Origin of the sequence: Mucilaginibacter sp. 22184, assembly GCF_052045695.1 — a bacterium.
Classification (GTDB): Bacteria; Bacteroidota; Bacteroidia; order Sphingobacteriales; family Sphingobacteriaceae; genus Mucilaginibacter.
The window spans coordinates 249,536-267,744 of record NZ_JBQEPI010000010.1; the positions used below are offsets into that span (position 1 = coordinate 249,536).

At 43.4% G+C, this 18,209-nt stretch carries 15 protein-coding genes; all 15 read left to right on the forward strand.

Annotated features, from left to right (window positions below; genetic code table 11):
- Window positions 1-10 precede the first annotated feature (10 nt).
- Window positions 11-541, forward strand: coding sequence for an OmpH family outer membrane protein (locus ACTJKG_RS22485; protein ID WP_172336343.1), 531 nt, complete (start codon window positions 11-13; stop codon window positions 539-541).
- 47 nt (window positions 542-588) lie between these two features.
- Window positions 589-1,101, forward strand: a complete 513-nt coding sequence (locus ACTJKG_RS22490; RefSeq protein ID WP_172336342.1) for an OmpH family outer membrane protein — start codon at window positions 589-591, stop codon at window positions 1,099-1,101.
- A gap of 174 nt (window positions 1,102-1,275) precedes the next feature.
- A complete protein-coding gene (murI, locus tag ACTJKG_RS22495; protein ID WP_172336341.1) occupies window positions 1,276-2,115 on the forward strand; it encodes a glutamate racemase in 840 nt (279 codons plus the stop codon).
- 220 nt (window positions 2,116-2,335) lie between these two features.
- Window positions 2,336-3,406 (forward strand): NADH-quinone oxidoreductase subunit NuoH, encoded by a 1,071-nt coding sequence (gene nuoH / locus ACTJKG_RS22500; protein ID WP_172336340.1) that lies wholly within the window; start codon window positions 2,336-2,338, stop codon window positions 3,404-3,406.
- Window positions 3,407-3,555: 149 nt separating this feature from the next.
- Window positions 3,556-4,143, forward strand: coding sequence for a NuoI/complex I 23 kDa subunit family protein (locus ACTJKG_RS22505; RefSeq protein ID WP_172336339.1), 588 nt, complete (start codon window positions 3,556-3,558; stop codon window positions 4,141-4,143).
- Entirely contained in the window at window positions 4,140-4,688 is a 549-nt protein-coding gene (locus ACTJKG_RS22510) for an NADH-quinone oxidoreductase subunit J family protein (RefSeq protein WP_440740459.1), read from the forward strand. Before ACTJKG_RS22505 ends, ACTJKG_RS22510 begins: the two co-directional genes overlap by 4 nt.
- Window positions 4,685-4,990 (forward strand): NADH-quinone oxidoreductase subunit NuoK, encoded by a 306-nt coding sequence (nuoK, locus tag ACTJKG_RS22515; RefSeq protein WP_216650607.1) that lies wholly within the window; start codon window positions 4,685-4,687, stop codon window positions 4,988-4,990. The genes ACTJKG_RS22510 and nuoK overlap by 4 nt, the downstream gene beginning before the upstream one ends.
- Entirely contained in the window at window positions 4,990-5,730 is a 741-nt protein-coding gene (locus ACTJKG_RS22520) for a hypothetical protein (protein ID WP_172336337.1), read from the forward strand. The genes nuoK and ACTJKG_RS22520 overlap by 1 nt, the downstream gene beginning before the upstream one ends.
- A gap of 1 nt (window position 5,731) precedes the next feature.
- The gene (gene nuoL / locus ACTJKG_RS22525; RefSeq protein ID WP_440740460.1) at window positions 5,732-7,786 is read left to right on the forward strand and encodes an NADH-quinone oxidoreductase subunit L; all 2,055 of its coding nucleotides are present in this window, start codon (window positions 5,732-5,734) and stop codon (window positions 7,784-7,786) included.
- Between the two features lie 125 nt (window positions 7,787-7,911).
- Window positions 7,912-9,516 (forward strand): complex I subunit 4 family protein, encoded by a 1,605-nt coding sequence (locus ACTJKG_RS22530; RefSeq protein ID WP_172336335.1) that lies wholly within the window; start codon window positions 7,912-7,914, stop codon window positions 9,514-9,516.
- A gap of 84 nt (window positions 9,517-9,600) precedes the next feature.
- Window positions 9,601-11,523, forward strand: coding sequence for a mucoidy inhibitor MuiA family protein (locus ACTJKG_RS22535; protein ID WP_440740461.1), 1,923 nt, complete (start codon window positions 9,601-9,603; stop codon window positions 11,521-11,523).
- A gap of 177 nt (window positions 11,524-11,700) precedes the next feature.
- Window positions 11,701-13,200, forward strand: coding sequence for an NADH-quinone oxidoreductase subunit N (locus ACTJKG_RS22540; protein ID WP_440740462.1), 1,500 nt, complete (start codon window positions 11,701-11,703; stop codon window positions 13,198-13,200).
- A 104-nt stretch (window positions 13,201-13,304) separates the two neighbouring features.
- Window positions 13,305-14,612: an ammonium transporter gene (locus ACTJKG_RS22545; protein ID WP_440740463.1), complete on the forward strand. Its 1,308-nt coding sequence runs from the start codon at window positions 13,305-13,307 to the stop codon at window positions 14,610-14,612.
- A 428-nt stretch (window positions 14,613-15,040) separates the two neighbouring features.
- Window positions 15,041-15,661: an alpha-ketoglutarate-dependent dioxygenase AlkB family protein gene (locus ACTJKG_RS22550; protein ID WP_440740464.1), complete on the forward strand. Its 621-nt coding sequence runs from the start codon at window positions 15,041-15,043 to the stop codon at window positions 15,659-15,661.
- Between the two features lie 441 nt (window positions 15,662-16,102).
- Window positions 16,103-18,079 carry an amidohydrolase family protein gene (locus ACTJKG_RS22555; protein WP_440740465.1) on the forward strand — a complete coding sequence of 659 codons (1,977 nt, stop codon included), beginning with the start codon at window positions 16,103-16,105 and terminating at the stop codon, window positions 18,077-18,079.
- Window positions 18,080-18,209: the final 130 nt, after the last annotated feature.

The following is an 18,209-nucleotide window of genomic DNA, read 5'->3' on the forward strand; positions in this document are numbered from 1 at the left end:
ACAGCGATATATGAAGAAGATAATTTTAATAGCGTTTTTAACGTTAACAGCAATTACGGGAGCTTATGCGCAACGGTTTGCTTACGTTGATTCGGAGTATATATTAAAACATATGCCCGAGTATGCCTCATCACAAAAACAGCTGGCAGCATTATCTGATCAATGGCAAAAAGAAGTTGACAGCCGTTTTCAGGAAATTGACCGCCTGTACAAAGCATACCAGGCCGATCAGGTTTTAATGACGGCTGATATGAAAAAGCGCCGCGAGGCCGAAATTGTTGATAAAGAAAAAGCCGCCAAGGATTTTCAGCGTCAGAAATTCGGGCCCGATGGTGAACTTTCACAAAAGAGTAACGCTTTGATTAAACCAATCCAGGATCGTGTGTCTAAAGCTGTACAAGCAATTGCCGAAGGCGATAACCTGGACATGATATTTGATAAAAACAGCGAAGTAATTATGCTGTATGCCAATCCTCGCTACAACAGGAGCGATGAGGTGGTAACTAAATTAGGGCTTAAACCCGGAGTATTTGCTAAATAAATTTTTGAATAAATAAACAGACTATTATTAAACACAGGACAAGAACAATGAAAAAACTATTTAAAGTTGCTTTAGTTGCAGTAGGTATGTTATTTGCGGGCAACTTTGCCAATGCGCAGACTAAGATCGGGCACATTAATTTTAATCAATTAATTGACATGATGCCTGAGACTAAAACTGTGACCACTCAGATGCAGGCTTATCAAAAAACATTTATTGATCAGCTTACTACCATGAATAATGAGTACACTGCAAAAGGTACCGAGTTTCAAAAAAACCAGGGTACTATGACTGACGCAGTACGTACAGCAAAAGGTAATGAATTACAGGATATGCAAAAACGCATGCAGGATTATCAAAACAATGCTCAGCAACAAGTTGATCAAAAAAGACAAGAGTTGGGTAAACCATTAATTGATAAAGCTACTGCTGCTGTTAACGCTGTTGCCAAAGAAAAAGGATACGCATATGTATTGGATTCTTCACAGGTAAGTTTATTGGTATCTCCGGATGCTGACGACCTGATGGCTGCTGTTAAATTGAAATTAGGATTAAAATAAGCATCAACTATTAGTCATTTAAAAAAAAGCGCCGCGTATTTACGCGGCGCTTTTTTTATTTTTGTATATGTCTGAATCAGAATTTTAGAGTTTCCAAAATAATTCTGATCATTTTAAAATTCTGATTCTGACAAATAAATCACTAATTCAATAAATCACTAATTCATTAATTGAATGTGTCAACCTATAGGTATTTTCGATTCGGGCTTTGGAGGCCTTACCGTTTTTAAATCAATTATTGAAAAGCTTCCGGAGTACGACTATATATACATGGGCGATAACGCCCGGGCGCCTTATGGCAACCGCTCATTCAACACCATTCATCAGTACACCTGGGAGTGTGTACAGTGGCTTTTTGACCAGGGTTGTCCGTTGGTTATACTGGCCTGCAATACTGCATCGGCCAAAGCTCTGCGTACCATTCAGCAGCAGGATCTTAAAACAGTTGATCCTACAAAGAGGGTGCTCGGCGTGATACGCCCAACTGCCGAGGTGGTGGGCGACTTTAGCAGCACCAAAGAAATTGGCGTATTAGGTACAAAGGGCACGGTGCAATCGGGCTCATATCTTTTGGAGATCCAGCGTTTTTTTCCTGACATTAAGGTTTACCAGCAAGCCTGCCCGCTTTGGGTTCCGTTGATCGAAAACGGTGAGTACGACCAGCCTGGAGCTGATTACTTTGTGAAATTATACCTCGATCAGATCATGGCGCAGTCATCGCAGATAGATACCATTTTATTGGCCTGCACACATTATCCTATCATCCAGCAAAAAATAGAAGCCAATTTACCCGCGCATGTTAAAGTGATTGGCCAGGGCGATATTGTGGCCAAAAGCCTGGTTGATTACCTGCTGCGCCATCCCGAAATAGAAACAAATTTAAGCCGCGGCGGAACCAGGGACTTTTTCACCACAACAGATGATACTGCCGATTTTGATCATCACGCTTCACTGTTTTTCTCGGCCCCGGTAAAGTCGACCTTTATATCTGCCAATGATCTGGTGAAGTGCTAAGTAGTGAGTTGGGAGTGGTCAGTTGTGAGTGATGATTTGCTGCAGTATTATTATAAGGACACCCGATCAGAGGTGTTGTTGCAATCATTACTCAACTTTGATCACTCACCACTCCCAACTGACTACTCACTACCCCATAATCCCCACCAACTTAATATAACTTACCTCCCTAAAATAGTATAACATTTAGTAAGTTTGCGGTTTAAGCAAAATAGACCCCTTGAATACTTATCTGATATATTTTATTGTAGCTATTGGGTTGTTTAGCTTTTCGGCCGTTTTCGCGCTGTTTGGTGTTTATGCCGAGCGCAAAATATCGGCATTTATACAAGACAGGCTTGGCCCAACAGAAACCGGTAAGTTTGGCTCGCTCCAAACCCTGGCCGATATATTAAAGATGATCCAAAAGGAGCTCATCATCCCGGCGGCGGCCGATAAATGGTTGTTCATGCTGGCGCCCGCGGTAATTTTTATTGCGGTTTATATGGGCTTTGCCGCCCTGCCCTGGGCGCCGGGACTTGTCCCCTCCAAAATAAACCTGGGTATCTATTACATATTTGCCATTATCTCGGTAGAAACTCTGGGCATTCTGATGGCAGGCTGGGGATCAAACAATAAATATTCTATTTTGGGCGCTATGCGCTCCGCCGCGCAGATCATCTCGTATGAGATACCTGCAGGTTTTGCCATTATAGCCGTAGTGATGATAGCGCAAACCCTCAATCTGCAGGATGTAGCTATGCAACAGGGCATTCTGGCGGGCGAAAAAATAAAATTCTTAGGCTTTTGGGATGTTACGAAAATAGGTGGTCTGTTTAGCTGGAACATATTCCGTGCTCCACATCTCATTATCGCCTTTGTAATCTATTTTATAGCTTCACTGGCCGAAAGTAACCGTGCACCTTTTGATATCCCTGAGGCAGAATCAGAACTGGTAGCCGGTTTCCATACCGAGTTTACAGGCATCAGGTTTGCCCTGGTGTTTTTGGCCGAGTATTCGATGATGTTCCTGGTATCTATGATTGGGGTTATCTTGTTCCTGGGCGCCTGGAATACGCCTTTGCCGAACATAGGACCGGCGCATCTGGCTACTTGGACAACAGGTATGGCCTGGGGTATTTTGTGGGTAAGCCTGAAAACCCTTGGGCTGGTAGCCGTACAGATGTGGATCAGGTGGACACTGCCCCGTTTCCGGGTAGATCAGCTGATGAACCTTTGCTGGAAGGTGCTTACGCCACTGGCTTTTGCCTGTATGCTGATATCGGGTGTGTGGAGGCTATGGTTAATGTAAATGGAGAGAGGCAAGAGATAAGAATCAAGAAATAAGATAAAAAATAAATAAGAAAAGAAATCAAGGTAATCCCTGAATCCTAAAAATCAAGGTTCAGATAAAAGAATAAAAATCAGCGGAATCAACGTAATTATACAAATCAACGGTCGATGTTTAAAAGGTTAATTAACGGTTTTACTACGGCATGGAAAGGTTTAAGTCTTACCATAAAACATCTTTTTGCCTCTAATGCCGACAGAAAGATCACAACCGTAAGTGACGATAATTACTTTAAACAACTGGAGGGTACCAATACTATTCAATACCCTAAGCAACAGCTGCCCGTACCCGAAGTGGGCCGTTATCAGCTCGATGTGGAGATGGATGATTGTATTGTATGCGATCTGTGCGCCAAAGTATGTCCGGTGAATTGTATCGATATCGAATCGATCAAAGCGACGGAAGCCATCGGGCAAACATCTGATGGTACTACCAAACGCTTGTACGCTGCTAAGTTTGATATTGATATGGCCAAATGCATGTATTGCGGTCTGTGTACCATCGTGTGCCCAACGGAATGCATCGTAATGACCAATCAGTATGATAAAACGGTATTCCAGCTAAGCGACCTTACTTATCAGTTTTCAGACATGTCGCCCGAAGTTGCTGCCGAAAAACGAGCTTTGTTTGATCAGCAACAAGCCGAAAAGCAGGCAGCCAAACTGGCTGCCATGCAAAAAAAGGAGGGGGAAGCATGACCCTTGTACGCGTACTCTTTTATTTCCTAAGTTTTATAGCCATAGTTTCGGCATTGTACGCGGCATCGAGCAAAAACCTGGTGCGCAGTATATTTGTATTTTTTGTGACCCTGTTTTCGCTTGCAGGCTTATATGTACTGGCCCTGGCCGATTTTGTGGCCGTAACCCAGGTGGTGATATACGTGGGTGGCATATTGGTGCTCATCCTGTTTGCCTTTATGCTTTCGGGCAAAGAAACCCTCAACGTACTACAAAAGCAGGAAGGAAAATTCCTGAACATAAAAAAGCTGCCTGCCATAATTTTAGCAGTATTGTTTTTTATTGTGCTGGTTAATGTGGTGTTTAAAGCGGATGTTAATAACCTGCCATGGGTTAAAGATGCGATCAGCTTAAAAAATGAGGTCACTCCTACGGATATCATGATCGATAATATCGGTGTAAATCTGATGACCCGTTATCTGTTGCCCTTCGAGGCTATATCGATCTTGTTACTGGTGGCTTTGGTAGGGGCAGCCCATTTATCACGAAAGGAGGGCAAAGCATGATCACACTCACCGATTTCCTGGTAGTAAGCGTTGCATTGTTTTGTATAGGTCTGTACATGGTGGTATCCAAACGCAACGCCATCCAGATACTAATAGGCATCGAATTGATCCTGAACGCTGCCATTTTAAACCTGGTGGCCTTTGGTAAATATGATAAAGTAAATAACAGCGGACAAATATTCGCCCTGTTTGCCATTGTGCTGGCCGCAGCCACTACGGCGGTAGCACTGGCTATTATCCTGAATGTATATCGCCGGTATAAAACCATCGATCCGAATGAGATTAATAAATTAAAAGATTGATGATGAAGAGCCTCTTATATATAATTTTCATACTGGCTTGTACAGGTGCCTTCGCGCAAAAACGGGATACATTTTATGTTGATGGCCCCAAAAAGAAGATGATCATGTGCAGCGCCGCTATCGACAGCAACAGATCATACATTACGGTTAATGGCAGGGCCTACACTGGTATATTAGACAGCTTAAATACCGATAATATTATTCAGTTTAAAGTGCTGAAGGCAACTGAAGCAGTGGCCGTATTTGGGAAAAAAGGAAAAAACGGCGCTATGCTGATCACCATGAAAGAAGGCCACGTTACTGGCAGATCTGCAGCGGAATCATCCCCCGGTGAAAAAGATATCACAGAGTATCTTTTAGATGGCAGGCGATCAAATAAAATGGAGATAGCTCACCTGGGAAACCGTATTTTAAGTTCAAAATATGATAAAAAACCGACTATAGATCCATTAAAAAGCAAAATTACCTTAATTGCCGTTACCCGGAATTATGCCATTAAGCAATATCAAAAAAAGTTAAGCCGGCTTTCAACAGGATACAAAACGTATCTGAACAAGCACCATCAAAGTGATGCGGGTTTAACTTTTATTATTAATGGAGAAAAGTATATTACCTCAACAGACGACAGGATAAGAAAAATATATGAATCGTTTTCAGATGACAAGGTTCTGGATCTTAACTTGAAATATGTGATGGGATATGGTCGTACGCCTTCATTTGTTAAAATAGATACCAAATAAATTGGACAACTTTTTACACTCCATACAAAGTTTAAACTATACGGTTGCTGCCGTAGCATTGCCGCTGCTTGCTGCGTTGATCAACTTTTGTATGCCCGTAAAAAGCAAAGCTGCAGGTTGGATATCAACTATAGCTATTTTGTTAAGCTGCATATTATCTGCCAAAGTTTTTGCAACGGTATGGAATCACCCGCAGATACATGCCCAGCGTATTTGGTTCACCATTGGCCAAACCCAGGTTTATGCGGGCATCCTGCTCAATAATCTTTCGGTACTGATGTTGTTGCTGGTGTCGGTTATCGCGTTGCCGGTACACATCTATTCTACCGCGTACATGAAGCACGACGACAGGTACAGCCGTTATTTTACCTATTTGAGTTTCTTTTGCTTTAGTATGCTGGCTTTGGTGGTGATAGATAGTCTGGTGTTGTTCTACGCCTTTTGGGAGCTGGTGGGCTTTTCATCATACCTGCTTATCGGTTTCTGGTTTACAAAGGACAAGGCCGTACAAGCCAATAAAAAAGCCTTCATCATGAACAGGGTAGGCGATATCGGCTTGCTGAGCGCCATCATTATCCTGTTTGCGCAGTTTCATACTTTTGATATGGATACTATCTTTGCCGGGAAAGGCCTGATCGCGCAAGCTGTTATAAAAAATGGTTTGTGGGCAGGCCCGGTTAGTCAAATACCAGCCATCTGGCAATATGTAGCCTGTGCGGGTATTTTCCTGGCCGTAGCAGCCAAGTCGGCCCAATTTCCATTGCATACCTGGCTGCCCGATGCTATGGAAGGCCCAACCTCAGTATCGGCCCTCATCCATGCCGCCACTATGGTTGCCGCAGGGGTATTTTTGCTGGGCAGAGTGTATCCCATGTTCACCGAAATGGAACTCACTATACTGGCCTGCATCGGTTGCTTTACCGCGTTTATGGCGGCAACCATCGCACTTACGCAAAACGATCTGAAGCGCATCCTGGCTTATTCCACCATATCGCAATTGGGTTTTATGATCCTGGCGATGGGGGTAGGGGCTTATGCATCTTCACTGTTTCATTTGGCAACGCATGCCTTTTTTAAATGTTTACTGTTTTTGGTAGCAGGTATTGTGATCCACCAGATGCAGCACATTAAGGATGATAACCACCTGGATATCGATCCGCAGGATATCTCCTATATGGGTGGCCTGCGCAAAAAACTGCCGGTTACTTTTATAGCCGCCGTTATAGGTGCGCTGGCCCTGGTGGGTTTGCCGCTTACTTCGGGTTATCTGTCTAAAGACGGTATCCTGATCCAGGCTTTTGAATGGAGCGACGGCCGGAATGTCTGGTTTAAGATCATCCCGGTGATAGCACTGCTCACCAGCTGGTTAACCGCGTTTTATGTGGCCCGGCTCATCTTTAAAGTTTTCTTTGGCGAGTTTAGGCTCTTGAAAAGCAATCCGAGTATTAAATTGCACCTGGGCGATGGCAATTGGCCGTATACCTTGCCTTTGATATTGTTGGCTGTTTGCTGTTTATTTCCATTGTTTTCGTTCAATCCACTATCCTATGAGCGTGCGTGGTTATTTGAAGGATTAAGATCATCTACCCATAACACTGGGGAAAGTATCTACCATAGCCTGGTACCCATTAGTGTTAATGTGATCAGCTTGCTGGTATTATTTACTGCTTACCGGATATATGCCTGGGAAAGTGGTTTTGCTTTTTCGCAAAGAGGCTATTTCTACCGTTTATCTTACAATCAATGGTATATCGACAATTTATATAAACGGGCTATTGTAAACCCGGTATTACGCCTGGGCAGCGCCTGCTTCTGGATCGACCGTACGGTTGTGGATGGCTTGCTGCATTTGCTGGCGCGTATCAGCGGCGCTATAGCCAAATTAGCCGCCTGGACAGACGAGTATATTGTTGATGGATTTTTGCATTTGTTAGCCGCTCTAGTGCAAAGTATTGGCAATTTTGCACGTAAGTTTCAAAGCGGTAAAGTACAATATTACCTGTTTAGCATGCTGGTGATCGTACTATTGTTGTTTATTTTAAAAATATTGATATAGGGAGGAGAAGCAAGAAGTTAGAATCAAGAGCCGGGAGCCCGGTATTAAAATTGGGGTTTAATTACCAACTATTATTTTCTTGATTCTTATCTCTTGATTCCTGGCTCCAAGATTTAACACGACGCATGAATATACTAACCTTACTATTACTGGTACCTGTACTGTTCGGCCTTATCATTATGGTGTTGCCGTCGTCTGTGCGGGGCTGCTTTAAGTACCTCACGCTAGCGGCTACGCTGATACAATTAGGCATCAGCATATGGATGTACCTGCATTTTAAAACGGGTGCGGCTTATGGGGGTATTAATCATGAGGATCAGTTCCAGTTTGTGCAGAAACTTCCCTGGATCTCCCTTAACCTGGGCAGCATGGGCAAAATGCAGATCGATTATTTTGTAGGTATCGATGGCATGTCTATCAGCCTGCTGGTGATGACATCGCTGGTAATGGTGATCGCCACACTGTCGTCATGGGAGATCAAGAGTAATCTCAAAGGTTTCTTCCTGCTGTTTTTACTGTTGAATATGGCGGTTATCGGCGTATTCTGCGCGTTGGATTTCTTTCTGTTCTACCTGTTTTATGAGCTGATGCTGTTACCGCTGTATTTCCTCATCGGGATGTGGGGTGGCGCGCGCAGGGAATACGCGGCCATCAAATTTTTCCTGTATACCTTATTCGGTTCGGTATTTATGCTGCTGGTGATGGTGGGGCTGTACCTTTCCGTTACCGACCCTGCAACGGGCAATCATACCTTTAATATCATCCAGATGATGAACCCTGCCAACTACAATGCACAGTCTGTGTTTGCCATTGCAGGTCATCAAACCATATTGGGCATGCCTGCGCGTACGGTTGGTTTTGTGGTATTGTTCGTTGCTTTTGCCATCAAAGTACCGGTAGTGCCCTTGCATACCTGGCTGCCCGATGCACACGTGGAAGCGCCAACCCCGGTATCTATCATACTGGCAGGTATCCTGCTCAAGATAGGGGGGTACGGTATCATCCGTATTTGTTTAGGCATCTTCCCCGAGGTGGCCACGACAGGTGCGTTCTGGTTGGGACTATTAGGTGTGATATCTATCTTATACGGTGCTTTCAATGCCCTGGCTCAAAAAGATCTGAAAAGGATGATCGCTTATTCGTCCGTATCGCACATGGGCTTTGTGCTGTTAGGTATCGCCTCACAAACCGCCGAGGGTGTTAGCGGCGCGGTAATGCAAATGGTGAGCCACGGGTTTTTATCAACCATGCTATTCTTTTTGGTGGGTGTGCTGTACAACAGGGTGCACGACCGGGGTATCAACCATTTCCGGGGATTGGGTACGCTGATGCCACAATACACCGCTTTTGTGATGATCGCGTTTTTCGCGTCGTTGGGTTTACCGGGCTTTTCGGCATTTGTGGCCGAGGCATTTTCTTTAACCGGTGCTTTTAAATCGCCAACGGTAAATGGTTTATTACCTTACTGGATGGCCGTTTGCGGTTCGGTAGGTATATTACTGAGCGCCGCTTATTTTTTGTGGACATTGCAGCGCATGTTTTTCGGCACCGAATCATTAAAGGGCGGTAATGTTTGGAAAATAGCCCTTACTGACCTCAATTTGCGCGAGAAACTGACCCTGGCACCCCTCGCGCTGATAGCGCTGGCTTTGGGCATTATGCCTTCGCTGGTTTTTGATAAGATCAATGATTCTGTACTGGCTTTTATCCAGTTTTTACAGCTTAAATAAATAATGGTGAATAAGCATCAATGCTTTTATGGAAAAATGCATAGCCATGCATCTTTAGTTTACCCAGCCGGTTTAATGCCGCGCATGGGCCAATTAACAGATGATATGTATTTAACCGAAGACATGATGTTCAAAAAACTATCTACCGCCGCGGTTCTTCTTTTTATGGCGATGGCATCCAAAGCCGATGAAGGACAAAAAATAGCTTCCAAAGTTCAAAAAGTAACCGTTTTCTTAAACGGTGCGCAAGTAACGCGTACGGCGCTGGTCAGCGTAAGCCCGGGTACTTCTACCCTGGTTTTCGGTAACATGTCGCCAGGGATGGATGTACAGAGCCTGCAGGTAAGTGCCGGTGGAGAATTTACCATATTATCGGTAAAGCAGGAACTGGACAATGCCAACGATGAGCTTAAACAAAAAGAGATCCGCGATCTGGAGACTCAAGCAAAAGCCATTAATTACAAAATCGGTCTTAAAAATAGCCTGCTCCCGATTTATGCGGAAGAAAAAAACATGTTAGGCAAAAACCAGATAGGCGGTGGTGAAAAGAATGGCCTGGATGTAATCAAATTAAAACAGGCGCTTGATTTTCAAACAGCCCGCTTAACCGAGATAAAACAAAAAGAACAGGATATCAATGACCAGGTTGCTGCCCTAACCGAAGATCTGAACAAGATTAATCAACATATAGTCACTATCATTAACGGCCGAAGCAAGATAACCAGCAATGTTTTGGTAACGGTATCAGCCAAGAGCGCTTTACAATCAACCTTTACCTTGAATTATGTTGTGCAAAACGCCAGTTGGTATCCAACCTATGATATCCGGGCAAAAAATGTCAATAGTCCTATCAGTATTACGTATAAAGCCAATGTATCACAACAAAGCGGCGAGGACTGGAAAAATATTAAAGTAACGCTGTCTACAGGTAATCCAACCATCAGTGGCAACAAACCCGAGCTTACACCCAATTACTTGAGCTTGGGTATGTATTCCACCAACAAAAGTGGACCTGTTACCAAAGTTACCGGTAAGGTATTTGAAGCCGGTACAAGTAATGGCTTGCCTGGCGTTGCCATAAGAGTTAAAGGAACATCCATTGGTACGGTTAGTGATGCCCAGGGATTTTATAGCCTGCAGGTACCACCAAATAGCCCCGATCTTGCTTTTAGTTATATGGGATATGAGGCGGTGGAAAGACCAGCCAATATGCCGCTCATTAATGTTACGATGTCGCCTTCAGCAAAAAATTTGAATGAAGTGGTGGTAACGGGTTATTCGGCAGAATATAAAAAAGATTTAACCGGAGCAGTGGCAGGTATAGCACCAGGTATCAGGATACGGGGCGCAGCAGCCAGTGTGCAATCTATCCCGGTAGAGGTTAAACCGGTTGAAAATCAAACCAACGTAGAGTTTAATATTGCCAATCCATATTCTGTGCCGAGTGATGGTAAACAATATGCGGTTGAGATCGGACAATTTGATCTGAACGCCAGTTACCAATATTTTGTAGCGCCCAAAGTAAGCACCGATGTGTTTTTAACCGCGCAGCTCACCAACTGGAACAAGTATAATTTCCTATCGGGCGAAGCGAACCTGTTTTTTGAAGGTACGTTTATCGGTAAATCATTGATCAATACACAGGCTACTGCCGATACGCTGAACCTGTCATTAGGTGCCGATAAAAATATTGTGGTGACCCGTACTCTGCAAAAGGATCTTACCGAGCGCCAATCATTCGGTTCTAATAAAAAAGAAACGCGCAACTGGCTCATCGAGGTGAAGAACCGCAAAAACCAACCTGTGAGTTTATTGGTGGAAGACCAGGTGCCGGTTTCGCAAAACTCAGCCATCGAGGTGGAGCAGCAGGAAATATCAGGTGCAAAACTGGATGAGCTTACAGGCAAACTTTCCTGGAATTTCATGCTAAATTCGCAGGATAATAAGAAAATACAATTAAAGTACCAGGTTAAATACCCTAAAAATCAATCTGTAATAGTTCAATAGAAATAAAAAGATAATAATTTGTGCGGGCAAGGGAAAGTGCGAATCCCCTCTTGAGAGGGGCGGAGGGGTGTGTTTATAAAAGCAGATTAATAGCTTTTGGAATAACACACCCCTGCCATTACTCAGCCCAACACACCCCCTCTCAAGAGGGGAAAGAAAAAAATAACAATAAAATAAATGCACGATCTGCTATCACATATATCCGAGTCTTTATCATCTGTTTTTGACAGCATAGCCTTCTTTAAACCCGAGGTTTACCTGGCGCTGCTGTTTATTGTAGTCATGATAACCGATTTGATATTTGGTAAGCGTTCTTTAAAGTTATGCCGTATAGTAGCCTGCGCGGGTTTGTTGCTGGTGGTGTATCTTGACCTGAAGCAGTTTGCGCTGATACTTGACGGAAACCATTTGATATTTAGTAATATGCTGCTGCTGAGCCGTAGCGGCATATTCTTTAAACTCATCATTGATCTGCTATCGTTTATCCTGTTGTTGTATTTCGGTTGGGATAATAAGCTCAATGGTCACCAAAAAGGCTTGTCCGATCTGTATTCCATTGCCATAGCATCCGTATTTGGGCTGCATTTGATGGTGATGGCGGTAAACCTGTTATCCATTTACCTGGCTATCGAAATGGTTTCTATCGCCTCTTACCTGATGGTAGCCTACCGTACCGAAAACGCTTTCAGTACCGAAGCGGGTTTAAAATATGTATTGTTCGGCGCGGCATCATCAGCTATTATGTTGTATGGCATATCGCTGCTATATGGTTTCAGCGGATCTTTAGATATTATATTTAAATATAGCATCCAGCACTTGTCGGCTGTTAATCCGGTTAGTTCATCATTTGCCATGATATTGGTTTTATTGGGTATCGGGTTTAAGTTATCCTTCGTGCCGGTTCATTTCTGGGTACCCGATGTATACCAGGGAGCAAGCACACCGGTTACGGCATACCTGTCAACCGTGCCTAAAATAGCCGCCTTTGCCTTGCTGATCAATTTTATTTCGCCGTTTATATTTACCACCTATTGGAAAGGTTTTGATATAGGTATTGCATTCGCCCTTATCGGCACCGTAACCATGGTAGCAGGTAATTTCGCGGCGGTGCTGCAAACCAATGTGAAACGGATGCTGGCTTACTCCAGCATTGGGCATACTGGCTTCGCATTGATGGCTGTTGTGGTTTTATCCTTGCACAGCGTATCGGTACTGAGCTATTACCTGCTGGTGTACGCACTGGCCAATATCGGCGCACTGGCGCTGGCTACCTATTTTGCCAATGAAGCCGGCGCCGAAGACGTGGAAGAATACCGCGGACTGGGTCTTAAATATCCCATAGCTTCCGTTTGCTTTGTGATCATCCTCATCTCATTAACCGGCTTGCCCGTAACTGCTGGTTTTACCGGTAAGTTGTTTGTGTTTTCGGCGGTTTACGGGGTTTATCAGCAAACGCACAGTATTTGGTTGATGTTGTTGATGGCAACAGGTGCGCTCACTACGGTTGTTTCGCTGTTTTACTATATCAAGATCCCTTTGAATTTATTTCTGAAAAGAAAGGAAATGGCCGAAATAAGCAACAAAAAATCTGTGAATTTGCTCATTTTATCAATATTCATAAGTTTTATCCTGGTTTTGCTGGGTATTTTCCCTCATTGGGTACTTCAACTGCTCTAATTTTTCAATTTTCGTAATTTTTTAACAAAAACTTAATATTCTTCGTTTTTTTATAATTAAAATCATACTTTCAGGCCGTTTTACAAAGCAATTCTAATATTTCCATGAAACGGTATTTTCCTTTCTTAGTAATTCTTGTCATTTTAGTACTAACTTTTCTTTTTCCATCTGTAGAATTCAAAAATTCCGGCAATCCTCACTTTAATACCGGCGATATTGCCTGGATGTTGATGTCGACGGCCCTGGTTTTGATCATGACACCCGGTTTGGCTTTCTTTTACGGCGGGATGGTTAATAAAAAGAACGTGATATCAACCATGCTGCAAAGCATTGTTTGTATGGTGATCATTACGGTGATGTGGGGCATATTTGGTTTTAGTTTAGCTTTTGGCGATAGCTTTTATGGTATCATCGGTAATCCATCAACCTATTTTATGATGAAGGGCATGCTGGGCAACGCCACCTGGAAAGCCGCGCCAACTATACCACTGCTGTTATTCGCTATGTATCAGCTGAAGTTCGCTATCATTACCCCGGCGTTGATCACCGGTGCTTTTGCTGAACGGATCCGTTTCAACTCATACATTATATTCCTTTGCCTGTTCTCGATATTTATATTTTCGCCATTGGCACATTGTACCTGGCACCCGGATGGCATACTGGCCAAATTTGGTGTGCTTGATTTTGCCGGTGGTACTGTAGTGCACATGTCGGCCGGATGGGCCGCTTTGGCTTCGGCTATTTATTTAAAACGCCGTAACGAGGCTAATCATTCACCTGCCCGTATTACTTACGTAATGATTGGTACCGGACTTTTATGGTTTGGCTGGTTTGGTTTTAACGCGGGTTCGGCCTTTGGCGCCAACGCCTTGGCGGTAACCGCTTTGGCTACAAGCACCACTGCATCGGCAGCTGGTGGTATTACCTGGATATTTTTTGATATGCTGCGCGGACGCAAACCTTCAGCTATGGGTACCTGTATTGGTGCCGTAGTGGGCCTGGTAGCCATTACACCAGCAGCCGGGTTTGTTACCGTGCCGCATTCACTGGCCATTGGTATCATATCGGCCGTAGTGAGTAACCTGGTGGTGGAGTGGCGCACACGTACTTCTATTGATGATACGCTGGATGTGTTCCCTTGCCACGGTGTAGGTGGTATGGTGGGTATGTTGCTTACCGGTGTTTTTGCTAATCAGCATGTAAATGCGGGTAATTTAACTGGCAACGGCTTATTTTTTGGCCAAACGCATTTGTTTATCGTGCAGTTGGTAGCGCTGATCTGTGTTTCTATATTCTCGTTCTTTGGCTCCATGCTGCTGCTTAAAATTACCGATATGATATCGCCGCTGAGGGTTTCGGCCGAGGAAGAGGTTGTGGGGCTGGATATTAGCCAGCATGGCGAAAAGCTATAACTATTGCATTTCAAACCAATTACATAAACATGAGAGAGTCCGGCTGTAAAAGCCGGATTTTTTTTGATCAAGAATTTGGGGAGCAAGGAGCAAGGACGGCGCTGGAAACAAGATATAAGAGTCAGGAATCAAGAGGAACGCGGAATTGTCTTAATCTTTGCCTTACGCCGGTTCAAGCGTCTGCGCTTGAACCTTACTTTAGGTGAGCGTCGACGCTCACCTGTTTGGTATTTAAGCGTAGACGCTTAAATAGGCGGTAGGGGAAAGAATTAAGATATAAGAATCAAGAGTCAAGAAAAGATAACAAGTATGTGTATGATATTAAACTGTGATCCATATTCCTTGTCTAAATTTGTAGATGCCGGAACTAATCGAGTTTTGTCTTGATTCTTGACTCTTAGTTCTTGATTCTATTAAGATTCTAAAAAATGAGCGCCGATAATCAATTGAATATATTTAGCGCGGCCCGTCAAAACCTGTTGCCATTTGATGGGGAGGTATTTTTATATCCCAATTTTTACCAGGAGGATGATGTTTATGACATATTTAATGAGCTCAAACATTCCGTTCTGTGGAAACAGGATAAAATGAAGATCTATGGCAAGCAGGTCAATTTTCCGCGCCTTACTTCCTGGTACTCCGATAGCGGTAAAACTTACACCTACTCTGGCGTGGTAAATATCCCCCTGCCGTTTACACCGCTGTTACTCCAGATCAAACAAGCAGCCGAGCAGCAATGCAATAAGCAATTTAATTCGGCCCTGCTCAACTTTTACCGCAATGGCGAGGATAGCATGGGCTGGCACAGCGATAATGAAAAAGAACTGAGTGGCAACCCTGTTATCGCCTCGGCATCATTTGGCGCTACGCGTACTTTTCAGTTTAAACACAAACAACAAAAAAATGCCAAAGTATCCATGGCGCTCAGCAATGGCAGCTTACTAATTATGCAGGGCGAAACCCAGCACCACTGGCTGCACCAGGTGCCCAAAACAACCGGCGATACAGGCCCGCGTATCAATATTACTTTCCGGGATATTAAATATTAAAACCGCTGATGATGTGATTGTATTTGAGCGCTAATTTTCGTATCTTTATATCAATACCAGCCCGGTTTTTTCTGAAAAGAGATAACCGGGCTGTTTTGTTAAGAGGGAAAAGGGCATAAAAATTAGTTAATTTTCACATAGTTATTTGATAGTTAATTATTTAATACTTTTTAAAGTTTCAAAACCACGTTGAAAACCACGCTGGAATTTGTTAAAAAGTGTTAAAATCGATGTTTTTTGAATGTTTTTGAATCGTTTTCGGGCCATTTTTGACTAAAATTTGTTAAAATTTAAGGTTTAAAAAGTTTGGCAAGGGGAGAGGCTGGCATATTTCATCAACCGGAAAATATATTGAGGCTATTATATTTTTATTGATCTTGTAACAGATGCTCTTAAAATATCGTCATATATTTATCATACCTATAAAACATTACCTGATCTATGAAGAAGTCTATCCTGTTTACTATTTCCGTGTTGTCTTTTTTAAATGCAAGTGCTCAAACCAGCCTTCCGGCCGATAGCGGAACCTTCTTTCTGCACAAGTTTGCGCAGCAAATAGGTAAAGAGACCTATGTAGTGCATAAATATAAAGACGCTATACAGTATAACATCGACTTTAAGTTTGTTGACCGTGGTTCACCTGTACCCTTAAAGGCCGAGTTGAAAGTAAATCCGGTTAACGATCCACTGGAGCTTACCATAAAAGGCAGTACTTCAAGGTTTTCAAAAGTGGATGATAAAATTACCATACGTGGCGGCGAGGCGACCATCCGGGTAAATGATTCTTCCTATACGCAAAAAGTATCACCACCCAGCTTTACCGTAGCGGGATATTCTCCCGGAACCGTACAGCAGGTACTGTTGCAATACTGGAAAAAGCAACATGAACCAGCGACAATCCGCACCCTGCCGTTTGGTTCGGTACAAATAAAAAAGGAGGGGACTGATGAATTGAGTTTTAATGGAAAATCAGTAAGCTTTGACAGGTTTACCATCAGCGGTTTGGTTTGGGGTAATGAGTTGATCTGGGCTGATAATAAAGGCAACCTCATCTGCCTGATCACCAATGATGCCGAAGGGGATAAATTAGAGGCGATGCGCACGGAGTATGAAGCCTTATTGCCGCAACTCATCAGCAAGGCAGCTGTTTATGGTATGGAGTTGTTTACGAAAGCCACCGGACAATCAACTGCGACTGATGAAACCATTGCTATAACAGGAGGGACATTATATGACGTAGTAACCGGTACAAGCATTCCCGACGCGGTTATACTGATCAGTAAAGGTGTTATTGTACGCACGGGCAAGGCCGGATCGCTAACTATCCCTGCTGGTGTAAAAGTAATTGATGCTAAAGGCAAAACTATTTTACCGGGTTTGTGGGATATGCACTCGCATTTTGAGCAGGCCGAGTGGGGACCTGTCTACCTGGCTGCTGGCGTTACTACAGTGAGGGATTGTGGTAATGAGTTTGAATATATCAACGCCATCAAGAATGCTATTGACAGCGATAAAGGTATCGGCCCCAATATATTAAAGGCAGGTATTATTGATGGCAAAGGCCAGAAAGCCTTAGGAATTATACAGGCTGATACCAAAGAAGAAGCTATCAAAGCGGTTGACCGCTATAAGGAAAATGGTTTTGTACAGATAAAAATATACAGTTCGGTAAAGCCTGAGATAGTTAAGATAATTTGTGATGAGGCACACCGCCTCGGGCTGACGGTAACCGGACATATCCCAAATGGAATGACCCTACAGCAAGGTGTTGATTCTGGAATGAACATGGTGAATCATATCCAATATGTTTATTCGATCATGAAGCGGAACGCCGACAAGTCTGTTGATTTTAATGATCCGCAGAGCATAGCTGTTATTGATTTTATCAAACAGCATCATGTGGTTATTGATGCTACGGTAGGGGTTTATGAACTGGCTTTTCGGAATTTGAAAGATGATATAACACTGCTTGAGCCTGCATTTTATAACCTACCCATGCCATTGCAGGCCTTATTTAAAAACATGGGCGAAGAGCCTGAACAGGCCAATAAGTTCAAGCCTTTATTCGCAAGTCTTAAACAAGCTGTAAAGAAGCTTTATGATGCAGGCGTTCCTATTGTGGCAGGCACAGATATGGGTTTCCCGGGTTATAGCCTCGACCGGGAACTGGAGCTGTATGTAGAAGCCGGACTTACACCTGCGCAGGCTATCAAAACAGCTACCATTATTCCGGCTGCTGTGATGAAGATGGATAAACAAACCGGATCGGTGGAAGCTGGTAAACAGGCAGATCTGGTTATTATTGATGGTGATCCGGTAAAAAATATCAGGGATATCCGTAATGTTTCGGTTGTTATAAAAGGTGGCAGAATCTATGATCCGGTAAAACTGCACCAGATGGTTGGTTTTGCAAAGTAGGAGCAAATAGGCTAAATTAGTAAAGTGTAAACAAACAAGATCATTACATTAGGCCAGATAGAAATTACACAATCTTTCTATCTCCCGAATAGGTAAATGAGGTGTGCAAAAAATTAACGTTGCGGTAACT

Bases quoted from the DNA above. Each gene is read 5' to 3' on its own strand.
- ACTJKG_RS22485 (WP_172336343.1), top strand. From the start codon at position 11: ATGAAGAAGATAATTTTAATAGCGTTTTTAACGTTAACAGCAATTACG.
- ACTJKG_RS22490 (WP_172336342.1), top strand. From the start codon at position 589: ATGAAAAAACTATTTAAAGTTGCTTTAGTTGCAGTAGGTATGTTATTT.
- murI (WP_172336341.1), top strand. From the start codon at position 1,276: ATGTGTCAACCTATAGGTATTTTCGATTCGGGCTTTGGAGGCCTTACC.
- ACTJKG_RS22505 (WP_172336339.1), top strand. From the start codon at position 3,556: ATGTTTAAAAGGTTAATTAACGGTTTTACTACGGCATGGAAAGGTTTA.
- ACTJKG_RS22510 (WP_440740459.1), top strand. From the start codon at position 4,140: ATGACCCTTGTACGCGTACTCTTTTATTTCCTAAGTTTTATAGCCATA.
- nuoK (WP_216650607.1), top strand. From the start codon at position 4,685: ATGATCACACTCACCGATTTCCTGGTAGTAAGCGTTGCATTGTTTTGT.
- ACTJKG_RS22520 (WP_172336337.1), top strand. From the start codon at position 4,990: ATGATGAAGAGCCTCTTATATATAATTTTCATACTGGCTTGTACAGGT.
- ACTJKG_RS22530 (WP_172336335.1), top strand. From the start codon at position 7,912: ATGAATATACTAACCTTACTATTACTGGTACCTGTACTGTTCGGCCTT.
- ACTJKG_RS22535 (WP_440740461.1), top strand. From the start codon at position 9,601: ATGGGCCAATTAACAGATGATATGTATTTAACCGAAGACATGATGTTC.
- ACTJKG_RS22540 (WP_440740462.1), top strand. From the start codon at position 11,701: ATGCACGATCTGCTATCACATATATCCGAGTCTTTATCATCTGTTTTT.
- ACTJKG_RS22545 (WP_440740463.1), top strand. From the start codon at position 13,305: ATGAAACGGTATTTTCCTTTCTTAGTAATTCTTGTCATTTTAGTACTA.
- ACTJKG_RS22550 (WP_440740464.1), top strand. From the start codon at position 15,041: ATGAGCGCCGATAATCAATTGAATATATTTAGCGCGGCCCGTCAAAAC.
- ACTJKG_RS22555 (WP_440740465.1), top strand. From the start codon at position 16,103: ATGAAGAAGTCTATCCTGTTTACTATTTCCGTGTTGTCTTTTTTAAAT.